The sequence below is a fragment of the Micromonospora sp. ATA51 genome (assembly GCF_016802855.1).
GTDB classification, from domain to species: Bacteria; Actinomycetota; Actinomycetes; order Mycobacteriales; family Micromonosporaceae; genus Micromonospora; species Micromonospora sicca.
In genome coordinates, this window is sequence record NZ_JAEVHJ010000055.1 from 1 (window position 1) to 21,482 (window position 21,482).

Genomic DNA, 21,482 nt, shown 5'->3' on the forward strand with positions numbered 1-21,482 from the left:
GCCTGGCTCGGGAGAACCCCAGCTGGGGTTACCGCCGCATCCACACCGAACTGCTCGTCCTGGGGATCAAGACCCCCGCCTCCACCGTGTGGGAAATCCACAACGAGGCTGGGATCGACCCGGCGCCCGAGCGCACCTCCACCACCCGGGCCGACTTCCTCCGCTGCCAAGCCGACGCCCTGCTCGCCTGCGACCTCTTCGAGACCGTCACCCTGACCGGAGCGCGGTTGTACGTGGTCGTGCAGCGAGAGCATCCTGCTGTGGGTGTCCGAGGACACCACCGACAGGCCCGCGCGCTCCCACACCGCGGCCGCCTCGGCGTCGCCGGTGACGTCCTCGTCCCGGGCGGCGCGGAACCCCACCGGTGTCATTCGTTCGCTGACGGCGGACACCACCAGCTCGGCGAAGTTGGAGCGGCTGTGCCGCTGGAACGCCTCGAACGCCTCCCGCGCCGCCTCCGCGCCCTCGGGCAGCGGCGGCGAGCGGGCGTAGTAGTTGTGCAGCTTCCACAGCCGCTGGCGCCAGCACGGATCGTTGAGCTGGAAGAACAGCCGCCTCATCCACCAGCCCGGGCGGTTGCCCTGCTCCACGTCGATCGGCACGCCGCGCACCTCCTCGCTGAGCGAACGGCTATGGCTAATCGACCGCTTATTGGCGGATTAAATCCGGTTTAACTGGCGCCCGAGTGTCAGTGGGCGCCCGTACTGTTCACCGCGCGGAAGGTCGGGGTCCGAAGGACTTCTGCACCCGGTCGCCCGAGGCAGTGAACCGCCGAGGGCAACGGCCCCGGCCCTTCCGTCCAAACGTGAGCCTTGGCCCGTGGATGGCCCGGCAGCTTCGACCGTCGTGGGCGGAAGCGGCTCAGCGACGGTACGAGATCGGCGGCGCCCCTGCCGAAACCCATCCGCCCTGGTGAGGGCCGCTGTGGCGATGTAGGCCCGGTTGCTGGGGGCTGGGCTTGGGCGTAGCTGGTGATCGATGCGGCATGATGGGCTGCCGTGCTGCTGCGACTGGCGTACTTGGGTGTGACGAACGCGTTCGCGGTGCTGCGACTGCTGCCGATGAGCAATCGGGACAAGGACGTGGAGATTCTTGCCCTGCGCCATCAGATCGCGGTGCTGGAACGCCATCTGGGCAAGGAGAAGGTTCGGTTCGACCCGAGTGACCGGGCGTTCCTGGCGGCCCTGCTACACCGGCTGCCGCGCGACGCGCTGCGCCGAGTGCGGCTGCTGGTGCGCCCCGATACGGTGCTGCGCTGGCATTGCGATCTGGTCGCCCGCCGTCACGCGGCCGTTTCCCGACCCAAGCGCCCGGGTCGGCCGCGCACTGTGCACTCCGTCCGGGCCTTGGTGCTGCGCCTGGCGCGGAAGAATCCCAGCTGGGGCGACCGGCGCCTGCACGGCGAACTGCTGGTGCTCGGGGTGAAGGTGGCCGCGTCCACCGTCTGGGAGATCTTGAAGGAGGCCGGGATCGACCCGGCGCCCGAGCGCGCTGGCAGCACCTGGTCCGACTTCCTGCGCTCCCAGGCGGACGTCCTGCTGGCATGTGACTTCCTGGAGACAGTCACCCCAGCGGGAGCGCGGATGTACGTGTTCGCGGTGATTGAGCACGCCAGCCGCCGAATCCACATCCTGGGCGCCACCCCGCATCCAACCACCGCGTGGGTGGCACAGGCGGCGAAGAACCTCGTCATGGACCTCGAAGACAACGGCTCCCGGGCGCGGTTCATGGTCCGCGACCGGGATGGCAAGTTCCCCGATATGTTCGACGCCATCCTCGCCGACGCGGACATCGACGTCGTCCTCAGCGGCATCCAGATGCCGAGAATGAACTCGATCATGGAACGGTGGGTACAGACCTGCCGCCGTGAACTACTGGACCGGACCCTGATCTGGAACCAGCGGCACCTGCTCCACGCCCTTCGCGAGTTGGAACAGTTCTACAACGGACACCGCCCACACCAGGGGATCGCGAACGCACGGCCGCTGTACCCGTTACCCACACAGATCGCCGACCCGGACAAGATAGCCCGCCTCGCAATACGAAGACGCGATCGCCTCGGCGGCATCCTCCACGAGTACGAGCATGCTGCCTGACCTGCACGGACGAGTTTTCGGCAAGAGCAGGGTCGGGCCTAGCCAGAACCCCTGGTCGCCGCCGTCGAACTCGTCCTTGCGGCCGTCGACGGCCAGGGTCGCGCCCCGCGCCGACTCCCGCCTCCACATAGCCGGCCACCTTGTCGCGGTGCGCGCCCGTGACGAGTGGCCCCATGTCGCATCCGCCGGTGCCGTCGCCGGTGCGCAGCTTGCGCATGCGGTCCTTGATCTTCTCGACAAGCTCATCGGCGATGCTGTCCACCGCGACGAGGGCCGAGATCGCCATGCAGCGCTCGCCGGCGGAGCCGAAGCCGGCGTTGATCGCGGCGTCCGCGGCCAGGTCGAGATCCGCGTCGGGCAGGACCAGCATGTGGTTCTTGGCGCCACCGAGGGCCTGTACCCGCTTGCCGTGCGCCGTCCCGGTCTCGTAGACGTACCGGGCGACGGGGGTGGAGCCGACGAACGAGACGGCCTTGACGTCAGGGTGGGTCAGCAGCGCATCGACGGCTTCCTTGTCGCCGTGCACAACATTCATGACGCCGTCGGGAAGACCGGCATTGGTCCAGAGGCGGGCCACGGCCACGGCCGCCGACGGGTCCTTCTCGCTGGGTTTGAGGACCACTGCGTTGCCGCAGGCGATGGCGATGGCGATGGGGATGAACCACAGCGGAACCATGGCGGGGAAGTTGAACGGGGAGATCACGGCGACGACGCCCAGCGGCTGCCGGATCGAGTACACGTCCACCTTGGTGGAGGCGTTCTCGGTGAACCCGCCCTTCATCAGCTGAGGGATGCCGCAGGCGAACTCGGCGACCTCGAGGCCCCGCGTCACCTCGCCGAGCGCGTCGTCTAGCACCTTGCCGTGCTCGGCGGTGATCAGCGCGGCGATCTCATGCTTTCGGGCGTTGAGGAGCTCGCGGAAGGTGAAGAGTACCTGTGTGCGCTTGGCCAGCGACGTGTTGGCCCAGGCCTCCCACGCGGTTCGGGCCGTGGTGACGACCTCGCCGACGAGGTCCGCGGATGCCAGGTCGAGGCGGCCCGTTTGTCTCCGGACGCCGGGTTGAAGACCTCGCTGGTGCGCTCTGAGGTGCGGTCCCAGAGGCGACCCGCGATGAGACGGGTGATGCGGACGGGTTCGGTGCTCACGGTGCTCACGGTCCTTCCGCGTGCGGGCTGGGCGGCGTGTGCCGGATGGTCTAGGGATTCGAAGGTGGACGGTGTGACCCACCGGCCGAGATGGTCGCGGACGGCGTCGCGCATGAAGGTGCTGGACTCTCGGGCCCGCTCCTCCCAGGCGAAGACACAGGTGGTGACGATGCCGTCGAAGCCGATCGACTCCAGGCCCGAGAAAGGACTCGTCGAAGTCGACGTCGCCCTGCCCGATGTCGAGGTGCTGGTGGACGGTCAGCTGGGAGCCGGGCGGGTTGACGTAGCGCAGGAGGTGAAGTCCTCCCGCGGCGACAGCTCGATCCACTCGTAGCCCAGGTCCGCGACCAGAGCCGGCTGCTCCAACAGGGGGACCCGCCGGAACATGTACGGGTCAAGGGCGAGCTTCACGTCGCCGCGCCCCGGAGGACCTCGGCGCGGTCGGCCAGGTCGACCGGGACCGGCCTGCCGGTGGCGAGGGACTGCAGGCCGGCCGTGCACACCGCCGTGGCGGCGTAGCCGTCCCAGGTGGTGGGCCCGACGACCTCGCCTCGGCGTGACGCGTCGACCCAGGCCTGGACCTCCAGGTCGTAGGCGCGGGCGAAGCGGTCGCGGAAGTCGTCGGGAATGTGGCCGCCGTAGTGGTTGTCGCTGCGGACGAAGATGTCCTGCCCCAGGCCGACGGTCACGTTGCCGAGTTCGGCCACCGCCTCGCAGCGGACCTCGTAGCCGACCTGGCAGTTGACGAAGACCTCGGTCGTGGCCATGCCGCCGCCGGCCATCTGGAAGATGGCCACCTGGGGGTCGAGTAGCCCGTCGGCGGCCCTGCCGGTCGGCTTCGGCGCGAGGACGGTGATCGTGGCGATCTCGTCGTCGAAGAGCCAGCGGCACACGTCGACCTCGTGCACCAGCGAGTCGCTGACGATCATCTCCGAGCGGAACGTCTCCGGGACCGTCTTGTTGCGGTGTGTGTTGTGCACGAGCACGATGCGCCCGAGGTCACCGGAGTCGAGCAGTCGCTTCATCCGGGCGTACTCGGGATCGAAGCGCCGCATGAAGCCGACCTGGATCAGCGGCCGACCGGCCTTGTTCCGCTCGGCCTCGACCACGCGAAGCGAGGACTCGCTGTCCGTCGTCAACGGCTTCTCGCACAGGGTGTATTTGCCGTGCTCGACGCAGGCGAGAACCTGCTCCTCGTGCACGAAGCCGGGCGAGGCGATGAGCACGGCGTCGACGCCCTTGTCCGCGATGAGTTCGAGCGGGTCAAGAACGGTGCGTACGCCGGCGAAGCGCGCGGCCAGGTCGGCGGCCCGGGCGGCGTCCGGGTCGGAGACCGCGACCAGCTCCGCTCCGGCGATGCGGTGGACGAGCCGGTCGGCGTGGTCGGCGCCCATCATGCCGACGCCGATGATTCCGACCCGCAGGGGCGATGCACTCATGCCCTCGGCTCTTCCTCTTCTTCGCGTTCTTCGCGCTCCACGGCCTTGAGTTCCTCGCGGCTGAGAGCGGGGGCTTCGACGTGACCGTGCTCGACCTCCCCGGGCTCGATGACCTTGCCCGGGTCGATCCCGCGCAGCTCGTGGCTGAGCTCCGCGAGCTCCTGGCCGCCCGCCATCTCCGTGGTGAGCTGTTCGAGGGTCAGGTCGTCGCGATGGGCGTCCAGCACGACCCGACCGAGCTTGAGGATGATGAAGTGGTTGCCGACGAGGTAGGCGTGGTGCGGATTGTGGGTGATGAAGATTACGCCCAGGCCGGCGTCGCGAGCCTTGACGATGTACCGCAGGGCGACACCGGACTGCTTGACACCGAGCGCCGCGGTCGGCTCGTCGAGGATGATCACCCTCGCCCCGAAGTAGATGGCCCTGGCGATCGCGATGCACTGGCGCTGGCCGCCGGAGAGGCCCGCGACCGGCCGGTCGAGATCGGGGACGACGATCTCCATCTTGCCCAGTTCGTCCTCACAGATGCGCTTCATCCGGGCGATGTCCAGGGTGCGCAACGGCCCCTTGCGGAGTTCGTTGCCGAGGAAGAAGTTCCGCCACACCGACATGAGCGGCGCGAGCGCGAGGTCCTGGTAGACGGTCGCGATCCCGCTCGCCTGGGCGGCCCGCGGCGAGCCGAACCGGCGCGCCACGCCGTCGAGCTTCATCGTGCCGTCGGTGTGGTCGTGCAGGCCGGACATGATCTTGATCAGCGTCGACTTGCCGGCGCCGTTGTCGCCGAGAACGCACGTGACCTCGCCTTGGCGGACGTTGAGGCTGACACCGCGCAGGGCGTGGACGTTGCCGTAGCTCTTGCCCACGTTCTCGAGTTCGAGGATGGGGGTGTTCGAGTGACCGGCGACGTCGTGCCGCTCGGTGGTCGCGGTGCTCATCGCAGATCCGCCCTCCTCTTGACGTACATGTTCACCAGCGTCGCCAGCAGCAGCATCACGCCGAGGAACGTCCTGAACCAGTCGGGGTTCCAGCCGGCGTAGTTGATGCCGAGCTGGGTCATGCCGAAGATCAGCGCGCCGAGCGACGCACCGACCACCGAGCCGTAGCCGCCGGTGAGCAGGCAGCCGCCGATGACGGCGGCGATGATGAAGATGAACTCCTTGCCGACGCCCTCGCCGGACTGCACGGTGTTGAACTGGAACAGCAGGTGCATGCCGGACAGCCAGGCGCAGAACCCCACGGCCATGAAGAGGCCGATCTTGGTCGCCCGGACGGGTACGCCGACGGCGCGCGCCGCGGCGGCGTCACCGCCCACCGCGAACACCCAGTTGCCCATCTGAGTACGCAGCAGGACGTAGGCGGCGATGACGGTCAGCACGACCCAGTACAGGACCGTGATCTTCAGGTTGACCGGCCCGAGGGTCACCTCGGACCCGAAGATCTTCTGTGCGCTGGCAAAGCCGTCCATGTCGCTGATGTCGGCGCTGGCGACGTTGCCGGTGAGCAGCCGCGTGACGCCGAGGTTGACGCCCTGCAGGATGAAAAAGGTGCCGAGCGTGACCAGGAAGCTCGGCAGTCCGGTCTTGAGCAGCAGCCACCCGTTGAACGCGCCGATCGCGACGGAGACGACCAGCGCCAGCAGGATGCCGACCCAGACGTTGAGCCCGAAGTTCCAGGCGAGCAGGGACGCGGAGAGCCCGGAGGTGGTCACCGCGACGCCGGCGGAGAGGTCGAACTCCCCGCCGATCATGAGCAGCGCCACGGGGACGGCCATGATGCCGATGGTCGAGGCCCCGTAGAGGATCGTTCCGACGTTGGCGACGTTGCGGAAGGGCTCCGCGACCGCCATGAACAGCAGGAAGATCACGATCGCGGCGATGAGTGACCCGACCTCAGGGCGGCTCAGCAGCCGTGCCGCCAGGGGGCGGGTGGCGACCCGGTCGTCCCGGGCCGCCAACCCCCTGCTCGGCTCCGTGGCCGTAGCAGTCATGTCAACTCACCTCGTGCCGTTGCTTGCGAACTTCTCGACAGCGGCGACGTTGGTGTTGTCGATGAACGCGGGACCGGTCAGGGTCGCCTGGCCACCGCCGATGGTGTTGCCGTTGGTCTTGTAGAGCCACAGGCTGTCGACCGCGAGGTAGCCCTGCAGGTAGGGCTGCTGGTCGACCGCCCACTCGACCTGGCCGCCCTTGATCGCGGCCACGAGGTCCTTGTTGGTGTCGAAGGTGACGACCTTTGCCGAGCTGTTGGCGTCCTTGACCGACTTGACGGCGGTCAGCGCGAACGGCGCGCCGAGGGTCAGCACGCGGTCGATGCTCTTGTCCTGCTGGAGCTTCGAGGTGATCGCCGCCTGGACGCTCGGCATGTCGGTGCCAGTGACGTAGATCTTCTCGGTGTTCGGGAACCCGTCCTTCGCCCCGTCACACCGGGCCTCGAGGCCAACGTGGCCCTGCTCCTGGATGACACAGAGCGCCTTCTTGGCGCCGTCCTTCGTGAGCCGCTGGCCGGCCGCCTGACCGGCGATCCTCTCGTCCTGGCCGAAGTAGCCCAGCACGCCCATGCTCTTCCACGCGTCGATGCCGCCGTTGAGGGCGACGACCGGGACCCCGGCCTGAGCGGCCTTCTGCACGTTGGCCTTCATGGCATCCGGCTTGGCCAGGGTCACCGCGATTCCGTCGACCTTCTTGTCGATCGCGGACTGCACGAGGTTGGCCTGGTTCGCGCCGTCCGGGTCGGACTGGTACTGCAGGTCGACGTTGTCCTTCTTCGCCGCGTCCTCGGCACCCTTGCGGACCAGGTCCCAGAAGGTATCGCCCGGGGCCGCGTGGGTGATGAAGGCGACGGTCATCCTCGGGGTGCTGGCGGTGCCGGCCTTGCCGGCGTCACCCTCGGTGGTCTGCTTGCCTCCGCTGGAGCTGCACGCCGCCAGGGCGAGAGCGGTCACGGCGCCGGCCGCGAGCAGGAATATGCGGGATCTACGGATCATGTCGTTTCTGCCTTTCTTCATCCGCCACGTCGTCGGGACGGATGTCGGGGGACGGGTCAGGCGGTGGTACCGCCTGTTGGGGGATCGTCGGTGGCTTGACAGAGTCATCAGCTGCTCCCGGGCGGGAGCCGGTCAGCGCAGCGGGCCGCAGGACTGCAGGTACGTCAGGGTCCGCGTCGCAATGGGCAGGGGTCTGTCGGCGGGGCACGGGTACATGTCCTGCTCGACGATGGCGAAGATGTCCGCGTCGAGGTTCGCCAGGGCGTCGAGGATGGGGGGCATGTCGGGGATGCCCGTCGGTGGCTCGCACATGGCGCCCATCCGCACGGCCTCGCCGAAGCCGATGCCCTGCTCGTGCGCGGCGGCGACGACAGCGGGGTCGACCTGCTTGAGGTGCACGTACCCGATCCGCTCGGGATGGTCGCCGATGAGCTTGAGATTGTCCCCGCCGCAGTAGGAGATATGCCCCGTGTCCAGGCACAGGCTCACCAGGTCGGGGTCCGTCTCGTGGAGGAACCGCTCCACGTTCTCGTGCGTGTCCACGTGGGTGTCCGCGTGGGGGTGGAACTGGATCTGCAGGCCAAACTCCTCGCGGATGCGCCGCGCGAGCCGGTTCATCTGCGCGGCGTACGCCACCCACTGCTCGTCGGTCAGTAGCGCGTCCTCGAGGACCGTCCCGGTCTGCGGGTCGCGCCAGAACTCCGGGATGACCACAAGGTGCCGGGCGCCCATGGCCGCGGTCAGCATGGCCGCCGCGGAGACGTCCTTCCACGTGGTGTCCCACGAGTCGGCCCGATGCAGGTGCTCGAAGATGGTGCCGGCCGTCACGGTCAGCCCCCGCTTGTCGAGCTCGTCACGCAGGCGGGACGGGTCGGTGGGCAGGTAGCCGTACGGCCCCAGCTCGATGCGGGTGTAGCCGGCCGCGGCGACCTCGTCCAGAAAACGCTCCCAGGGAGTCTGTCGGGGGTCGTCGGGGAACCACACGCCCCAGCTGTCGGGGGCGCTGGCGATCATGGCTGGCCCGCTCATAGGTTCGTCCTCTCGGTCGGCGCCAGCAGTGGGCGCTGCGTGGCCTTGTGCCCGGCGTACGTAGCGTGGGCGCGCTGGGTGGTGTCAAGGTCGCTGACCTGGCTGACCGGGACATCCCACCACGACCCGCTGTCGGGGGCGTAAACGGTGGGGTCGGTCTCCACATGGATGACGACAGGGCCGCCGTCCGCCGGGGCGGCCTTGGCATCCTTGATCGCCTGCTCGAGTTCCCCGCGACTGCGCACCTCCATGACCGTCGCGCCGAGGCTGCGGGCATTGGCGGCGAGGTCGATCGGCAGCTTCCCGCCGTCCAGCCGGCCCGTGGCGTCGTTGCGGAAGCGGTACCTGGTGCCGAACCGCTGTGAGCCGAGGGACTCCGACAGTGAGCCGATGGAGTGGAAACCGTGGTTCTGGACCAGGACGACGATCACCTTGACCCGTTCCTGCACCGCCGTGACCAGCTCCGTTGGCATCATCAGATAGGAGCCGTCGCCCACCATGACGAAGACGTCCCGGTCGGGGTCGGCCAGCCGCACCCCGATACCGCCAGGGATCTCGTAGCCCATGCAGGAGTAGCCGTACTCGACGTGGTAGGCCTTGCGGTCCCGGACCCGCCACAGCTTGTGCAGATCGCCGGGCATGGAGCCGGCGGCGCAGACGACGACGTCCCTCGGGTCGGACAGTTCGTTGACGCAGCCGAGCACCGTGCCCTGGGTGAGGACGCCGGCGGCGAGCGCGTCGGTGACCTCGGCGGGCGGGTGGTAGGCGGCCTCCACCCGCGCGTCCCAGTCGCGGAACAGCCTTACCTGCCGGTCCCGGTACGCCGGGTCCACGGCATACCCCTCGAGGGCCGCGGTGAGGGCGGTGACGGCCTCGCGGGCGTCCGCCACGACCGGCAGGCCCGCGTGCTTGCCGGCGTCGAACCGGGCGATGTTGATGTTGACAAAGCGGATGCCCGGATCCTGGAAGGCGGTGCGCGAAGCGGTGGTGAAGTCGCTGTAGCGGGTGCCAATGCCGATGACGACGTCGGCCTCCCGAGCCAGCGCATTGGCGGCCGTCGTGCCCGTCGAGCCGATCGCGCCCATTGCCTGCGGATGACCGTGCGGCAGCGCGCCCTTGCCGGCCTGAGTCTCCCCGGCCGGGATGCCGGTGGCCTCGCAGAACACGCGCAGCGCCTGCTCCGCGCCGGAGTAGTGCACCCCGCCACCGGCGACGATGAGCGGCCGCTGCGCCGAGCGGATCAGCGTGGCCGCGTCCGCGACGTCGACGGCCTCCGGAACCGGCCGGGCGATCCGCCAGATCCGCGGCGCGAACAGGTCGACCGGCCACTCGAACGCCTCCGCCTGCACGTCCTGCGGTAGCGCGATGGTCGCCGCCCCCGTCTCCACCGGGTCGGTGAGGACACGCATGGCGCCGAGCAGGGCCGAGGACAGCTGCTCCGGCCGGTTGACCCGGTCGAAGAAGCGCGACAGCGGGCGGAAGGCGTCGTTGACGGTGACGTCCGCGGCGTTGGGCGCCTCGAGCTCCTGCAGCACCGGCCCGGACACCCGGGTGGCGAACGTGCCGGAGGGCAGCAGCAGCACCGGCAGACGGTTCACGGTGGCCAGGGCGGCTCCCGTGAGCATGTTCGTCGAGCCGGGGCCGACTGACGCGGTGCACGCCCACGTCTGGAGGCGGTCCTTCTGGCGTGCGTAGGCCACCGCGGTGTGAACCATGGCCTGCTCGTTGCGGGCCAGCACGCAGGGCAGGCGCTCCTCCTTCTCGGTCAGCTCGTTCTGGAGCAGGGCCTGGCCCACGCCCGCGACGTTGCCGTGACCGAAGATGCCGAAGCACCCGGCGAACAGCTTCTGGCGCTGGCCGTCGCGCTCGCTCCACTGGCTGGCCAGGAAGCGCACGACGGCCTGTCCCACGGTCAGGCGTACGTTGTCGGCGCCGGCGGTCATCGGGGTCCTCCGATCGGCAGTCTCGGGTCGACATCCTGCCGGGCCCACGAGTCCCGCACCCAGGTGTGGGCGGGGTCGTCGCAGATGAGCCAGGCCCTGGTCGCGCCGGGGCCGGCCATGACGTTCAGGTAGTAGAGGTCGTAACCGGGCGGGGCCATCGCGGGGCCGTGCCAGCCGTGCGGTACCAGGACGACATCGCCCGAGCGGACCTCGGCGAAGACGTCCAGCGGCCGCTCTCGGGTGCCGTATACGCGCTGGTAGCCGAGGGGGTCGGCCCCGTCGGCCGGGGACTCCGCCCGGACCTCGAAGTAGTAGATCTCCTCCAGCTCGGTCTCCACCCCGTCGCGCTCCTCATCGTGCTTGTGGGGCGGATAGGAGCTCCAGTTGCCGGCCGGCGTGATGACCTCACACGCGATGATCGAGTCGGCGTCGAGGACCTGCGGGACGCCGAAGTTGCGCACCTCGCGCGAGGCCATGCCGGCGCCGCGCAGTTCGACGGGGACGTCGGCGGCAGCCACGTGACGGAACGGCAGCGGCAGCCTCTGCTTCGTCGCCTTCGCGCCGCAGAGGGCCACGTTGGCCGGGTCTTCGCCGGCGTTGCGCACCGTGAGGCTGGCGCCGCGCGGGACGTACGCCACGTCGGTCGCACCGGCGAAGACGCTGGTCCGTCCGGCGAGCCTGGCCTCGTGGCGCTCTCCCGCGTGGTCGACCGCCGTGACATCGAAGCTGCCCTGAAGGGGCACGACGATGACCTCGCTGTCGCCGAGGTCAAGGCTCACCTGAACGGCCGATGCCAGCGTCGCCACCCGTAGGCTGGTGTGCTTCCACCCGCAGAGGTCGTCGGTGATGGACACCTGGAAGTCGCCGTCGCCGGAGCTGCCGAAGGGATACACCCAGCGTCCGTTGTCGCTCATCGCCGGCCCCGGTGCACGAGTCCCGAAGCGATGTCGACGGCGGTGGCCACGTCACCGTCCGGCGGGAAGAGCAGCGTCCGCCCGACGACCAGGCCGCGCACGGCCGGCAGGACGAGCGCCTTGCCCCACGCGGCGTACGTGTCGTCCGGGTTGCGTGTCGGGTCACCGCCGAGCAGAAGCGTCGGCAGCGTGGTGGCGTCCATGACGCGCTCCAGGTCGTCGACCACGGGCAGTTTCAGCCAGGTGTGCTGGCTGGTGGCCCCCAGACCCGCAGCGATGTGGATCGACGTGATGGCCGAGTCGGGGTCGAGGAGGTTACGCACCCGGCCGGTCTCCCGAACCGAGAGGAACGGCTCCACCATCGCCATGACGCCGTGGGCCGCGAGCTCGGTGATCGCGCGGGCGCTCGCCTGCAACGTGGCTGCCGTACCCGGATCGCCGAGGCAGATCCGGGTCAGCATCTTGCCGCCCTCCAGCCCCCGGGCCGCGATCTCGTCGGCCGTGTACGCGGTGAACCGGTCGTCGAGCTCGAAAACCGCGCCCTGCAGACCGCCTCGGTTCATCGACCCGATGGCGACCTTGTCCTCCAACGCCCCCATGAGGAGCAGGTCGTCGAGGATGTCGGGCGTGCCGAGAACGCCGTCGACGCCAGGCCGGGACAGCGCGGTGACCAGGCGCTCCAGCAGCTCGCTGCGCGAGGCCATGGCCTGACGGGCGTCGCGCACACCCAGCGCGCCGCGGGCCGGGTGGTCCGCGGCCACGATGAGCAGCCTGCCGTCAACGCCGACGAGCTGCCGACGCCGGCGGGCGGCCCAGCTGTCGGCGATCCGCTGCGGCTCGCGCACTCGGATCTCGGTCAGATCGGCGATGGTGGTCGTCACGATCACCCCTCCTGTCCCCTGGCGGCTAGGACGGCCTCGACCTCGGCCGTGGTCGGCATGGCACTGGAGCACTCGAGCCGGGAAGCGACGATGGCCCCGGCCACGTTGGCGAACCGCAGGATGCGGCGCAGCCCCCACCCGTTGAGCAGGCCGTGGACCAGCGCACCGCCGAAGGCGTCACCCGCGCCGAGGCCGTTGACGACCGTCACGGGGAACGGCGGTACTTCGACGCGCTCGTCGGCGTCGCGGCCAGGACTCCCTTGGGGCCCTGCTTGACGATGGCGAGCTCCACCCCGCGCTCGAGCAGGGCGTCCGCCGCGCGCTGAGGTTCGGTCTCGCCGACCGCGACCTCGCATTCCTCGCGGTTTCCGACCGCGACGGTGACGTGCTCCAGTGCCTTGGCGACCTGGCCGCCGGCCTCGGCCGGGTGCGGCCAGAACATCGGCCGGTAGTCGAGGTCGAGGACGGTGTGCGACCGGCGGCCGCGGGCCTGCCACGCGGCGAGGTGCGCTGAGCGCGACGGCTCCTGGGACAGCCCGGTGACGGTGGCCCAGAAGACCCGGGCCGCGCGGATCGCGTCTAGCGGGAGTTCCTCCGCCTCGATCATCAGGTCCGGGGCGATCGGATAGCGGTAGAAGTACAGCGGGAAGTCGTCCGGGGGGAAGATCTCGCAGAAGGTGACCGGCGTCGGGAGGCCGTCGACCTCGGCGACGAACCCGTCGTCGACGCCGAAGTCACGCAGCTCGCGGTGGATGTAGCGACCGAACGGATCGCGGCCGGTACGCGTGATGAGCGCCGCCCGCCGTCCGTGCCGCGCCGCGGCCACGGCTACGTTGGTGGCGCTCCCGCCCAGAAACTTCTCGAAGCGCTTGACGTCCTCGAGGCCCACACCGTGGTCGAGCGGGTAGATGTCCACCCCGCACCGACCCATCGTCACCAGGTCGTACCCCGCCGTGTCGCCTGCGGCCGCCACCATCGTCAGGCCTCCGCCGCGCTCGGTCCCGCCACGGGTCCCGCCACGGCCGGTTCGCCAGCCACGGCGAGCAGGTGCTCGATGCTCGCCCGTACGTCGGCCACCGGGTCCGGTCCCGCGGACCCGGTGCCGGCGCGCCGGCCAGGATGCAGTCCTGCTCGAGGACGTACCATCCCGCGTACCCGCTGTCCTCAAGGGCCGTCACGATCGCCTTGACATCGACGTCACCCTGACCGAGCGGGACGTACATGCCACCGGCCACGGCTTCGGTGTAGCTCACCTCGCCGGACTGCACGCGCCGGGCCCAGCCGATCCGGACGTCCTTGAGATGGGCGTGCGCGATCCGCCTCGGGTTCTGCTGCGCCACCGCGACCGGGTCGCCGCCGCCGATGTGCAGGTGCCCGGTGTCGAGGCACAGGCCGATGCGGCTCCCGGCGAGCACCCGGGCGGTCTCCTCGCCGCTCTCGACCATCGTGCCGACATGCGGGTGCAGGGTGGAGACGAGTCCGCGGGCGGATGCGGCCTCGGTGATGCGGTCAAGGTTGCCCAGGAGGGTCGACCAGCCGGACTCGTCGAGGACCGGGCGCTCGTCGTAGCCCTCCTGACCCGTTGCAGCGGCGATGACCACCGTAGATGCGCCGGCTGCGACCAGACCGGCCATCGCGCGTTCGACCTCCGGTAGCGGGTCGTGGCCCGGGTCGTGCAGGACGACGGGGACGAACTGCCCCACCGCCTTCAGGCCGTACCCGCCCAGGGTCGCGGCTTTGGCCGCGGGCTCGTCAGGCAGGAAGCCCTCCGGTCCGAACTCGGTGGCGGCCAGACCGAGTTCGCGCATCTGGCGCAGCACGACGGCAGGTTCCAGCTGGTAGCTCCAGCCAGGAACCTCGCAGACGCCCCACGAGATAGGCGCCCCGGCGATGCGGTCGGACACCGGGCTGCGGCCGGCTGCTGGCGGCGTGGGTTCCGCGCTGACAGCGGTCATGGCCTCAGATTTCCCTTGATCTCGGAGAGCGCGACGGGCCGGCGCTCCGCCCGGGACAGCTCGCAGGCCTCAGCGACACGGAAGGCCTCGAGTGCGTCACGGACCGTGCAGGGCGAGGGCCGCTCGCCGCGGGCGACGTCCGCGAAGGCGGTGAGCTCGGCCTGGTACGCCGGAAGAAAGCGCTCCATGAAGGACCACTTCCGGGGGCCCCGGGGAAAGTCGACCCCCTCCTCGGCGGACCCCATCGCCAGCGAGTGGTCCAGCCCGACCGCGAGCGTGCCCTTCTCGCCGAACACCTCCATGCGCACGTCGTGGCCGCCGCCGTTGTAGCGGGTCGCAGAGACGAGGACAATCGTCCCGTCGTCCAGAGTCAGCAGGGCGGCGCCGGTGTCCACGTCCCCGGCCTCGGAGAAGAAGTCGGCCCCCTTGTTCGCACCCGTCGCATAGACGGAGGCCACCTCCTGCCCGGTGACGAACCGGAGAATGTCAAAGTCGTGCACGTTGCAGTCGCGGAAGATCCCGCCGGAGGTCGGGATGTATGACGGGTGCGGCGGCGACTGGTCGTGGGTGTTGGCCCGGATGGTGTGAATGAAACCCAGCTCGCCGGACTCCACCGCGCGCCGCGCACGCTGGTAGCCGACGTCGAAGCGTCGCTGGAAGCCGATGTGCACCGGCACTCCGCTGGCCGCGACGAGGTCGGTCAGCGCGATGGTCTCGTCGAGGGTGGCCGCGACGGGCTTCTCGCAGAAGGTCGGCACCCCGGCGGCGATCCCCTGCCACAGCAGCGGGGCGTGCCCGGGGGTGGCCGTCGCGATCACGAAACCGTCGACGCCCGAGGCGAGCAGCGCCTCGGAATCCGCGACCACCTCCACACCGAGCTCCTCGGCGAGGGCCCGGGCAGCCTCCACGTTGCTGTCGGTCACCACGAGCTCGTCGACAAAGTCGAGGCCTACCAGGGTCCGGGCATGGAAGACCCCGATCCTCCCCACACCCGCGAGCCCGATGCGCATATGAATCATCCAATCCACGACTTCGGTGGCTGCCGTTGCGGGCAGCTGGTTCCCGCCGCTGGCCGTGGGATGTAGCGTGCCCGTAACGTCAATGTCTCGTCAAGACTTTGTCCTGACATCTTCACGTAACGTCAAACTCGGCTTTCGGAGTAGAGTGCCGGCCATGGCCATCCGATTGGGCGTGACGATCGACCGGTCCTCTCCGGTGCCCCTGTACCACCAGCTCGCGGAGCAGCTCTGCGCCGCGATCCGCAGTGGTCAGCTGCAGCCCGGCGATCCATTCGAGAACGAGATCGCGCTTGCCGAGCGACTCAACCTGTCACGGCCGACGGTGCGTCGGGCCATCCAGGAACTGGTCAGCCAGGGCCTGCTGCTGCGCCGGCGCGGACTCGGCACCACGGTCGCCAACCGCAAGGTGCACCGGCGCGCCGAACTCACCAGCCTCTACGACGACCTCAAGCGCGACGCGGGCCGACCCACGACCACCGTTCTCCAGCATGAACTGGTGCGGGACAAGCGCGTGGCGGCGGCGCTCGATCTGCCGCCGACGCCGAACTGCTCTCGATCGTCCGCCTGCGGTTCTCCGACAACCGCCCGCTGGCCATCCTGCGCAACTGGCTACCACCGTCGTGCGCCGACATCACCCGGGAGCAGCTCGAGGCGCAGGGCCTGTACGCCCTGCTACGCGATCGTGGCGTGCGGCCGGTCGTCGCGCACCAGACGATCGGGGCACGCACGCCGATCGCGGCCGAACGGCGGCACCTTGGGCTGAAGCCGTCCGAGCCCGTGCTCACCATGACGCGCAGCGCGTTCGACTCGGCAGGCAACCCGGTGGAGTACGGCGACCACTGCTACCGAGCTCAGGACTACAGCATCGAGGTCATGATCGACGAGCGGTGACGCGGGACGACGCCCATGGCCGGGTCGACCGGCCGCCCCTAGGCAGCGATGATCTACAAGCACTGAGCCTCCCCCGGTTTTCCGGACAGGATGCTTCCAGCCTTACAGGGAGCAGCGCAGCCCGACCGCTTCTGCCTTCTCTCGGGATCACCCCCGGTCACTCGCCCATATCACCGCAGGTCAGGCAGCTCGTCGCCTTCCCGGCCAGGTGAGCACTTAGGACGTCGACCTGCCCGCGGTCGGCGTCTCCGCAGACCCGCCACTATTTGGCGAAGATCTGCGACTCGTCCCGGAACGCCTTGAACTCCATGGCATTGCCGGCTGGATCGCGGAGGAACATCGTCCACTGCTCCCCCGGCTCGCGGGCGAACCGCAGGTACGGCTCGATGACGAACTCGGTGCCGGCGGCGCGAATCCGGTCCGCCAGGGTGTGGAAGTCGTCGATCGACAGGATGAGTCCGAAGTGCGGCACCGGTACGTCGTGCCCGTCGACGGGGTTGCGGCCCGCGTCAGCCTCCCGCGCCGCCGGTACGACGTGGGTCACCACCTGGTGGCCGTAGAAGTTCCAGTCGACCCAGGCGTCGGCCGAGCGCCCCTCGGCGAGCCCGAGTACGCCGCCGTAGAAGGCGCGGGCCCGCGCCAGATCATCAACCGGAATCGCGAGGTGGAACCCGGGACGGGTCGTCATCATCTGCTCCTTCTCGTAACCGGCGCGCCCGTTCGGACGCTCCCCTTGCTTGGAGGGTGTAGCAGCGGCCCTCCCCCAACCACAGTGAGGCGTGGCCCTTCCTTATACACAGGGTGGAACCGGAATGCACAAGGCTGAACCGCACCGGTGTGCCCGGGCCTAGGCGCCAGCGGCAGGTCATCCGGGTGCACCACCCCGATCACCGAATAGCCGCCCATGGCGGGATGGTCGGCGAGGAAGATCACCGGCGTGCCGGCGGCCGGGACCTGTACGGCACCGAGGACGACGCCCTCGCTACGCCGTTCCGCCGAAATCCGGCGGAGCAGGGCGGAGCCGTCCAGCCGAATCCCGACCCGGCTGCGCAACGTGGTGACCACGCAGCGACCGGTGGCGAGGATCCCGGGGCGCGTCGCGGTGAACCAGTCGGTGCGGGGGCCAAGCAGCACCCGCACCGTCACCTCCTGAGGTGCCGCAGACGTGCGCTCTACCCATGCGTCCCGTTGCCCGGAAGGGCACCCCGATGTGGTGTGATCTGGGCTTGACCCGTTTCGACGGACAGGGTCGGTGGGTTGATCTCACGCTACCTTGCTGGCTGGTAGCGGGTTAATCGCGCCGGCTTCATACTCGGCGGGGCTGAGGTAGCCGAGGCTGGAGTGCCGGCGGCGGGTGTTGTACCAGCTGTCAAGCCCCGGGTTTGATGGAGAGTTGGTTAGCTGGTTTTCAGGGGTGCGGTGACCGGCTGGGTCATCGCGTGTAGTGCCTCGTGTTCGGCGGGTGGGATGTGCCCGAGCTCGCCGTGCAAGCGGCGGTTGTTGTACCAGTCGATGTATTCGACGGTGGCCATCTCCAGGTCGTCGAGTCCGCGCCACGGGCCCTTGTTGCGCACGAGTTCGGCCTTGTACAGGGAGTTGAACGCCTCGGCCATCGCGTTGTCGTACGAGTCGCCCTTGGACCCGACGGAGGCGACGCCGCCAGCCTCGGCCAGCCGCTGGCTGTAGCGAATCGCTCGATACTGGGCGGATTCAACCGGTCGTCGCAACACCTTGTCGGAGAGAGGTGGAGCGATGGGCAGTGGGCCGAGGCAGAAGCAGGTTCGGGAGTATCGGGGTCAAATCCCCTCGCCGGGACGGCCGACGGTGGCGTGGCGTGAGGACCGGGTCAAGTTCTGGGCTGCGATCCGATCGGGTGTGATGACCGAGGACGCGGCCGCGGCGGCTGGCGTGTCCTCGCCGGTGGGGTTCCGCTGGTTCCGGCACGCTGGCGGCGTGAATCCTGCGTTGCCGCCGACGGTGTCGGGCCGCTATTTGTCGTTCAGCGAACGAGAGGACATCGCGCTGTCGCGGGCGCAGGGCCTGGGCGTTCGGGAGATCGCACGCCGGCTCGGCCGAGACCCGTCGACGATCTCGCGGGAGTTGCGGCGCAACGCCTCGACCAGGACGTACCGGTTGGACTACAAGGCTTCGACCGCGCAGTGGCATGCGGAACGTCGAGCCCGGCGGCCGAAGACAGCGAAGCTGCTGGCCAATGAGCGGCTCCGGCAGTACGTCCAGCAGCGGCTTGCGGGTGCGATCCAGACAGCGGATGGCCGGCCGGTCACCGGCCCGCAGGGCCCGCAGTGGAAGGGCCGGAACAAACCCCACCGGGCCGATCGGGCATGGACGACCGGGTGGAGCCCGGAGCAGATCTCCCGCAGGCTCAGGGCCGAGTTCCCGGAGGATGAGTCCATGCGCATCAGCCATGAGGCGATCTACCAGGCGCTCTATGTCCAGAGCCGTGGCGCCCTCAAGCGCGAGCTCGTCGCCTGCTTGCGGACCGGTCGGGCGCTTCGCGTTCCCCGAGCCCACGCGAAGCAACGCGCATGGGCGCACGTCACGAGTGACACGCTGATCAGTGAACGGCCCGCTGAAGTCACCGACCGTGCCGTCCCCGGGCACTGGGAAGGGGATCTGATCATCGGGTTGCAGCGCTCCGCGATCGGGACACTGGTCGAGCGGACCACGAGGTTCACGATGCTGGTCCACCTGCCTCGTGAGGCCGGCTGGGGTGTGATCCCGCGGACGAAGAACGGTCCTGCTCTCGCCGGCTATGGGGCGATCACGATGAGCAAAGCCCTCGCCGAGACGATCACTCAACTGCCCGAGCAGCTGCGCCGGTCGCTGACGTGGGACCGCGGCAAGGAGTTGTCTGCGCACGCACGCTTCACGGTCGAGACCGGCGTCCCGGTGTTCTTCGCCGACCCGCACAGCCCCTGGCAACGCGGCACCAACGAGAACACCAACGGGCTGCTGCGGCAGTACTTTCCGAAAGGCACCGACCTGTCTCGATGGAGCGCCGACGAGATCAACGCCGTCGCCCATGCGCTCAACAGCCGGCCCCCGAAAACTCTCGGCTGGAAGACCCCAGCCGAAGTCCTTGACGAACACCTACGATCGCTCCAGCAACCCGGTGTTGCGACCACCGGTTGAATCCGCCCTGGACTCCCCGGTCGGAATGATGAACGAGTCCGCCCAGGTCAGCGCCTTGATTCTCGCGGCGCCAGATCGCCATCTTCAACGCGTCGAGAGCCAGGTCGGTGTAGAGCGACGTGGACACCTGCCAGCCGACGATCATGCGGGAGTGCACGTCGAGGACGAACGCGGCGTACACCCAGCCCACGCTGGTGCGCACGTAGGTCAGGTCGGCGACCCACAGCTGGTTCGGGCCGGCTGCGGTGAAGTCCCGTTTGACCAGGTCAGCAGGGCGGCTGGTCTCGGCCGCCGGCCGGGTCGTGCGCGGTGACTTGTCGCGCAGCAGCCCACGCAGCCCGGACTCACGCATCAGCCGCTCGACGGTGCACCGGGCCACCCGAACACCACGGCGGTGCAGCTCGTGCCAGATCTTGCGGGCCCCGTAGACGCCGTAGTTCTCCGCGTGGATCCGCTCGATCACCGCGGTCAGCTCCTCATCGCGTCGCGAGCGGGCGCTGGCGGGACGGGTCTTGGCGGCGTAGTAGGTCGACGGTGCGATCTGTGCCGGCGTGTCTTCGAGCGCCTGCAGGACCGGCTGGACACCGTGTCGCTCCCGCTGGGAGTCGACGAACTCGACCTTCATCGCGACGGACGGTCCAACTCCGCCGCGAAGAAAGACGCCGCGGACTTCAGGATCTGGTTCGCCCGCCGCAGCTCACGCACCTCCCGTTCCAACGCGGCGAGGCGTTCCGCGTCGCTGCTGGTGGTGCCCGGCCGGTCACCGCCGTCGGTCTCGGCCTTCTTCACCCACGTGCGCAACGCCTCCGGATGAACCCCGAGCTGACCAGCGATCCGCCGGATCGCCCCGACCGCGGACGCCGGATCCCGACGGGCCTCGACGGCCAACCGCGTCGCACGCTCACGCAGCTCATCGTTGTACTTCTTTGGTGCGGGCATCGCTGGTGTTCCTCCCGGGTTTCGATGTCTCCATCAAACCCGGTGCGGAACAACCAGCCCTCCCACGTGTTGATGTAGGTGATGTCACCGCACCAGCGGGTGTCGATCGCGGCCGGGTCGGTGCCGAAGTCACGGTTGACCAGGTCAGGACGCGCCTCGGCGGCCGGATCCGCAACGGTGGTGGTGCGCCATCGGCGCGGGCACTTGCCGCGGATCCCGACGGCACGCATCAGCCGGGCCACGCGTTTACGGCCGTGCCGGTGCCCTCGCGCGGCGAGTTCGGCATGCACTCGTGGCGCGCCGTAAGTGCCCTTCGACACCTGATGCACCGCGGTGATCTGCTCGGTCAGCGCCTGGTCGACGCGCTCGCGCTGCGACTGCTCGCCACGGGTGTGCTGATAGTAGGCGGACCGGGAGACCTTCAACAGCTCGCACGCACGCTTGACGTTGCGCCGGCCGACCTGCTCCGCCTCGATGAACGGGTACACGTTCACCGGGTCTCCTTCGCGAAGAAAGCCGTTGCCCGCTTGAGGATCTCGACATCCTCGCGCAGCCGGCGGTTCTCCCGCCGCAGCTGCGCCAACTCCTCCCGCTCGTCGCTGGTCAACCCGTCACTGCGCGTCCCGGCGTCGAGCTCAGCCTGCTTCACCCACTCCCGCACGGCGGTCTCGGTCAGGTCGAAATCCTTCGACACCTGCCCGACCGTGCGGTCCCCACGCCGGCACAACTCCACGATCTCCGCCTTGAACTCCGGCGTGGCAGACCGGCGAGGCCGAGGCCGCTTCTTCCCCATGCTCTCCATGATGCTGGACATCCTCCCGGAGCCCACCAGGCTCCTGATCTCAGATGTCCGTCAAAGCGGGTCAGGCCCAGTTCCGTAGGCGCGAATGACAAACAGCCCAGCAAGCAGGACCCCAGCGGCCACCCGCTGGGGTCCCCTTATGCGCTGGTCGAGCACTCCGAATGCCCACAGCCTTGCTCGCCGCACCTCAGCCGGCTTCACCAACCAGGGTCAACTCTCTCAGCGGGTGTTAGTTGATGCCCTTGCTGAGCGCCGGCCAGAGGCGCGACCCCAACACCGGCTTGGCCGTGTC

At 69.2% G+C, this 21,482-nt stretch carries 18 protein-coding genes and 7 pseudogenes; 5 read left to right on the forward strand and 20 right to left on the reverse strand.

The genetic code is table 11. From position 1 onward, the window contains the following. Nucleotides 1-602 (reverse strand): annotated as a pseudogene (locus JNW87_RS11820) (hypothetical protein); the annotation flags it as partial. 396 nt (nucleotides 603-998) lie between these two features. Between JNW87_RS11820 and JNW87_RS11825 the strand changes: the two are divergent. Continuing rightward, on the forward strand, nucleotides 999-2,096 hold the full coding sequence (locus JNW87_RS11825; protein WP_109803522.1) for an integrase core domain-containing protein: 1,098 nt from the start codon (nucleotides 999-1,001) through the stop codon (nucleotides 2,094-2,096). 27 nt (nucleotides 2,097-2,123) lie between these two features. Here the strand turns inward: JNW87_RS11825 and mmsA are convergent. Beyond that, nucleotides 2,124-3,242: pseudogene (gene mmsA / locus JNW87_RS11830) on the reverse strand (CoA-acylating methylmalonate-semialdehyde dehydrogenase); the annotation flags it as partial. Between the two features lie 112 nt (nucleotides 3,243-3,354). On the opposite strand from mmsA, the gene JNW87_RS11835 reads away from it, so the two are divergent. Then, entirely contained in the window at nucleotides 3,355-3,576 is a 222-nt protein-coding gene (locus JNW87_RS11835; RefSeq protein WP_161557927.1) for a hypothetical protein, read from the forward strand. 73 nt (nucleotides 3,577-3,649) lie between these two features. On the opposite strand, the gene JNW87_RS11840 is transcribed toward JNW87_RS11835, so the two are convergent. From JNW87_RS11840 to JNW87_RS11895, 11 genes and pseudogenes are all read right to left on the reverse strand, one after another. Further along, nucleotides 3,650-4,681 carry a Gfo/Idh/MocA family protein gene (locus JNW87_RS11840; RefSeq protein WP_109803521.1) on the reverse strand — a complete coding sequence of 344 codons (1,032 nt, stop codon included), beginning with the start codon at nucleotides 4,679-4,681 and terminating at the stop codon, nucleotides 3,650-3,652. After that, on the reverse strand, nucleotides 4,678-5,616 hold the full coding sequence (locus JNW87_RS11845; RefSeq protein ID WP_109803520.1) for an ATP-binding cassette domain-containing protein: 939 nt from the start codon (nucleotides 5,614-5,616) through the stop codon (nucleotides 4,678-4,680). Before JNW87_RS11845 ends, JNW87_RS11840 begins: the two co-directional genes overlap by 4 nt. Further along, nucleotides 5,613-6,668 carry an ABC transporter permease gene (locus JNW87_RS11850; RefSeq protein WP_109803519.1) on the reverse strand — a complete coding sequence of 352 codons (1,056 nt, stop codon included), beginning with the start codon at nucleotides 6,666-6,668 and terminating at the stop codon, nucleotides 5,613-5,615. Before JNW87_RS11850 ends, JNW87_RS11845 begins: the two co-directional genes overlap by 4 nt. Before the next feature lie 6 nt (nucleotides 6,669-6,674). Further along, entirely contained in the window at nucleotides 6,675-7,685 is a 1,011-nt protein-coding gene (locus tag JNW87_RS11855) for a sugar ABC transporter substrate-binding protein (RefSeq protein WP_238453671.1), read from the reverse strand. Nucleotides 7,686-7,796: 111 nt separating this feature from the next. Next, nucleotides 7,797-8,693, reverse strand: coding sequence for a TIM barrel protein (locus JNW87_RS11860; RefSeq protein ID WP_109803517.1), 897 nt, complete (start codon nucleotides 8,691-8,693; stop codon nucleotides 7,797-7,799). Continuing rightward, on the reverse strand, nucleotides 8,690-10,636 hold the full coding sequence (iolD, locus tag JNW87_RS11865; protein WP_109803516.1) for a 3D-(3,5/4)-trihydroxycyclohexane-1,2-dione acylhydrolase (decyclizing): 1,947 nt from the start codon (nucleotides 10,634-10,636) through the stop codon (nucleotides 8,690-8,692). Before iolD ends, JNW87_RS11860 begins: the two co-directional genes overlap by 4 nt. Further along, nucleotides 10,633-11,550: a 5-deoxy-glucuronate isomerase gene (iolB, locus tag JNW87_RS11870; RefSeq protein ID WP_109803515.1), complete on the reverse strand. Its 918-nt coding sequence runs from the start codon at nucleotides 11,548-11,550 to the stop codon at nucleotides 10,633-10,635. Before iolB ends, iolD begins: the two co-directional genes overlap by 4 nt. After that, nucleotides 11,547-12,431: an aldolase gene (locus tag JNW87_RS11875; protein WP_236648168.1), complete on the reverse strand. Its 885-nt coding sequence runs from the start codon at nucleotides 12,429-12,431 to the stop codon at nucleotides 11,547-11,549. The genes iolB and JNW87_RS11875 overlap by 4 nt, the downstream gene beginning before the upstream one ends. A 2-nt stretch (nucleotides 12,432-12,433) precedes the next feature. Then, nucleotides 12,434-13,407, reverse strand: a pseudogene (iolC, locus tag JNW87_RS11885) (5-dehydro-2-deoxygluconokinase). Nucleotides 13,408-13,618: 211 nt separating this feature from the next. Beyond that, nucleotides 13,619-14,386 (reverse strand): annotated as a pseudogene (locus tag JNW87_RS41480) (sugar phosphate isomerase/epimerase family protein); the annotation flags it as partial. Beyond that, nucleotides 14,383-15,405, reverse strand: a complete 1,023-nt coding sequence (locus JNW87_RS11895; RefSeq protein ID WP_309233942.1) for a Gfo/Idh/MocA family oxidoreductase — start codon at nucleotides 15,403-15,405, stop codon at nucleotides 14,383-14,385. The pseudogene JNW87_RS41480 and the gene JNW87_RS11895, both read right to left, overlap by 4 nt. Before the next feature lie 154 nt (nucleotides 15,406-15,559). Between JNW87_RS11895 and JNW87_RS11900 the strand changes: the two are divergent. After that, nucleotides 15,560-15,787: pseudogene (locus JNW87_RS11900) on the forward strand (GntR family transcriptional regulator); the annotation flags it as partial. Nucleotides 15,788-15,993: 206 nt separating this feature from the next. Then, nucleotides 15,994-16,296 carry a UTRA domain-containing protein gene (locus JNW87_RS11905; protein WP_238453675.1) on the forward strand — a complete coding sequence of 101 codons (303 nt, stop codon included), beginning with the start codon at nucleotides 15,994-15,996 and terminating at the stop codon, nucleotides 16,294-16,296. 262 nt (nucleotides 16,297-16,558) lie between these two features. Here the strand turns inward: JNW87_RS11905 and JNW87_RS11910 are convergent, their stop codons facing one another. The 3 genes and pseudogenes from JNW87_RS11910 to JNW87_RS11915 form a co-directional block, all read right to left on the reverse strand. Beyond that, nucleotides 16,559-16,984 carry a VOC family protein gene (locus JNW87_RS11910; protein ID WP_109803509.1) on the reverse strand — a complete coding sequence of 142 codons (426 nt, stop codon included), beginning with the start codon at nucleotides 16,982-16,984 and terminating at the stop codon, nucleotides 16,559-16,561. Beyond that, nucleotides 16,984-17,460: pseudogene (locus JNW87_RS41485) on the reverse strand (hypothetical protein); the annotation flags it as partial. The pseudogene JNW87_RS41485 and the gene JNW87_RS11910, both read right to left, overlap by 1 nt. A gap of 233 nt (nucleotides 17,461-17,693) precedes the next feature. Continuing rightward, nucleotides 17,694-17,999, reverse strand: a pseudogene (locus JNW87_RS11915) (integrase core domain-containing protein); the annotation flags it as partial. A gap of 49 nt (nucleotides 18,000-18,048) precedes the next feature. Here JNW87_RS11915 and JNW87_RS11920 point away from each other — a divergent pair. After that, on the forward strand, nucleotides 18,049-19,449 hold the full coding sequence (locus JNW87_RS11920; RefSeq protein WP_109803506.1) for an IS30 family transposase: 1,401 nt from the start codon (nucleotides 18,049-18,051) through the stop codon (nucleotides 19,447-19,449). On the opposite strand, the gene JNW87_RS11925 is transcribed toward JNW87_RS11920, so the two are convergent. Genes JNW87_RS11925 through JNW87_RS11940 form a run of 4 tightly spaced genes read right to left on the reverse strand, consistent with a single transcriptional unit; the run spans nucleotide 19,346 to nucleotide 21,181 of the window. Continuing rightward, nucleotides 19,346-20,074, reverse strand: a complete 729-nt coding sequence (locus JNW87_RS11925; RefSeq protein ID WP_109803505.1) for an IS3 family transposase — start codon at nucleotides 20,072-20,074, stop codon at nucleotides 19,346-19,348. The genes JNW87_RS11920 and JNW87_RS11925 overlap by 104 nt on opposite strands. After that, on the reverse strand, nucleotides 20,071-20,337 hold the full coding sequence (locus JNW87_RS11930) for a transposase (RefSeq protein ID WP_236648167.1): 267 nt from the start codon (nucleotides 20,335-20,337) through the stop codon (nucleotides 20,071-20,073). The genes JNW87_RS11925 and JNW87_RS11930 overlap by 4 nt, the downstream gene beginning before the upstream one ends. Further along, a complete protein-coding gene (locus JNW87_RS11935; protein ID WP_146231179.1) occupies nucleotides 20,235-20,882 on the reverse strand; it encodes an IS3 family transposase in 648 nt (215 codons plus the stop codon). Before JNW87_RS11935 ends, JNW87_RS11930 begins: the two co-directional genes overlap by 103 nt. Next, nucleotides 20,879-21,181, reverse strand: coding sequence for a transposase (locus JNW87_RS11940; RefSeq protein ID WP_161557926.1), 303 nt, complete (start codon nucleotides 21,179-21,181; stop codon nucleotides 20,879-20,881). Before JNW87_RS11940 ends, JNW87_RS11935 begins: the two co-directional genes overlap by 4 nt. Nucleotides 21,182-21,482 lie beyond the last annotated feature (301 nt).

Excerpts from the sequence above, each read along its gene's own strand:
- JNW87_RS11840 (WP_109803521.1), bottom strand. The coding sequence starts at position 4,681 with ATGAGTGCATCGCCCCTGCGGGTCGGAATCATCGGCGTCGGCATGATG.
- JNW87_RS11925 (WP_109803505.1), bottom strand. The coding sequence starts at position 20,074 with ATGAAGGTCGAGTTCGTCGACTCCCAGCGGGAGCGACACGGTGTCCAG.
- JNW87_RS11895 (WP_309233942.1), bottom strand. The coding sequence starts at position 15,405 with ATGATTCATATGCGCATCGGGCTCGCGGGTGTGGGGAGGATCGGGGTC.
- JNW87_RS11910 (WP_109803509.1), bottom strand. The coding sequence starts at position 16,984 with ATGACGACCCGTCCCGGGTTCCACCTCGCGATTCCGGTTGATGATCTG.
- JNW87_RS11920 (WP_109803506.1), top strand. The coding sequence starts at position 18,049 with ATGGGCAGTGGGCCGAGGCAGAAGCAGGTTCGGGAGTATCGGGGTCAA.
- JNW87_RS11855 (WP_238453671.1), bottom strand. The coding sequence starts at position 7,685 with ATGAAGAAAGGCAGAAACGACATGATCCGTAGATCCCGCATATTCCTG.
- JNW87_RS11940 (WP_161557926.1), bottom strand. The coding sequence starts at position 21,181 with ATGGGGAAGAAGCGGCCTCGGCCTCGCCGGTCTGCCACGCCGGAGTTC.
- JNW87_RS11835 (WP_161557927.1), top strand. The coding sequence starts at position 3,355 with ATGAAGGTGCTGGACTCTCGGGCCCGCTCCTCCCAGGCGAAGACACAG.
- JNW87_RS11850 (WP_109803519.1), bottom strand. The coding sequence starts at position 6,668 with ATGACTGCTACGGCCACGGAGCCGAGCAGGGGGTTGGCGGCCCGGGAC.
- JNW87_RS11860 (WP_109803517.1), bottom strand. The coding sequence starts at position 8,693 with ATGAGCGGGCCAGCCATGATCGCCAGCGCCCCCGACAGCTGGGGCGTG.
- iolD (WP_109803516.1), bottom strand. The coding sequence starts at position 10,636 with ATGACCGCCGGCGCCGACAACGTACGCCTGACCGTGGGACAGGCCGTC.
- JNW87_RS11845 (WP_109803520.1), bottom strand. The coding sequence starts at position 5,616 with ATGAGCACCGCGACCACCGAGCGGCACGACGTCGCCGGTCACTCGAAC.
- iolB (WP_109803515.1), bottom strand. The coding sequence starts at position 11,550 with ATGAGCGACAACGGACGCTGGGTGTATCCCTTCGGCAGCTCCGGCGAC.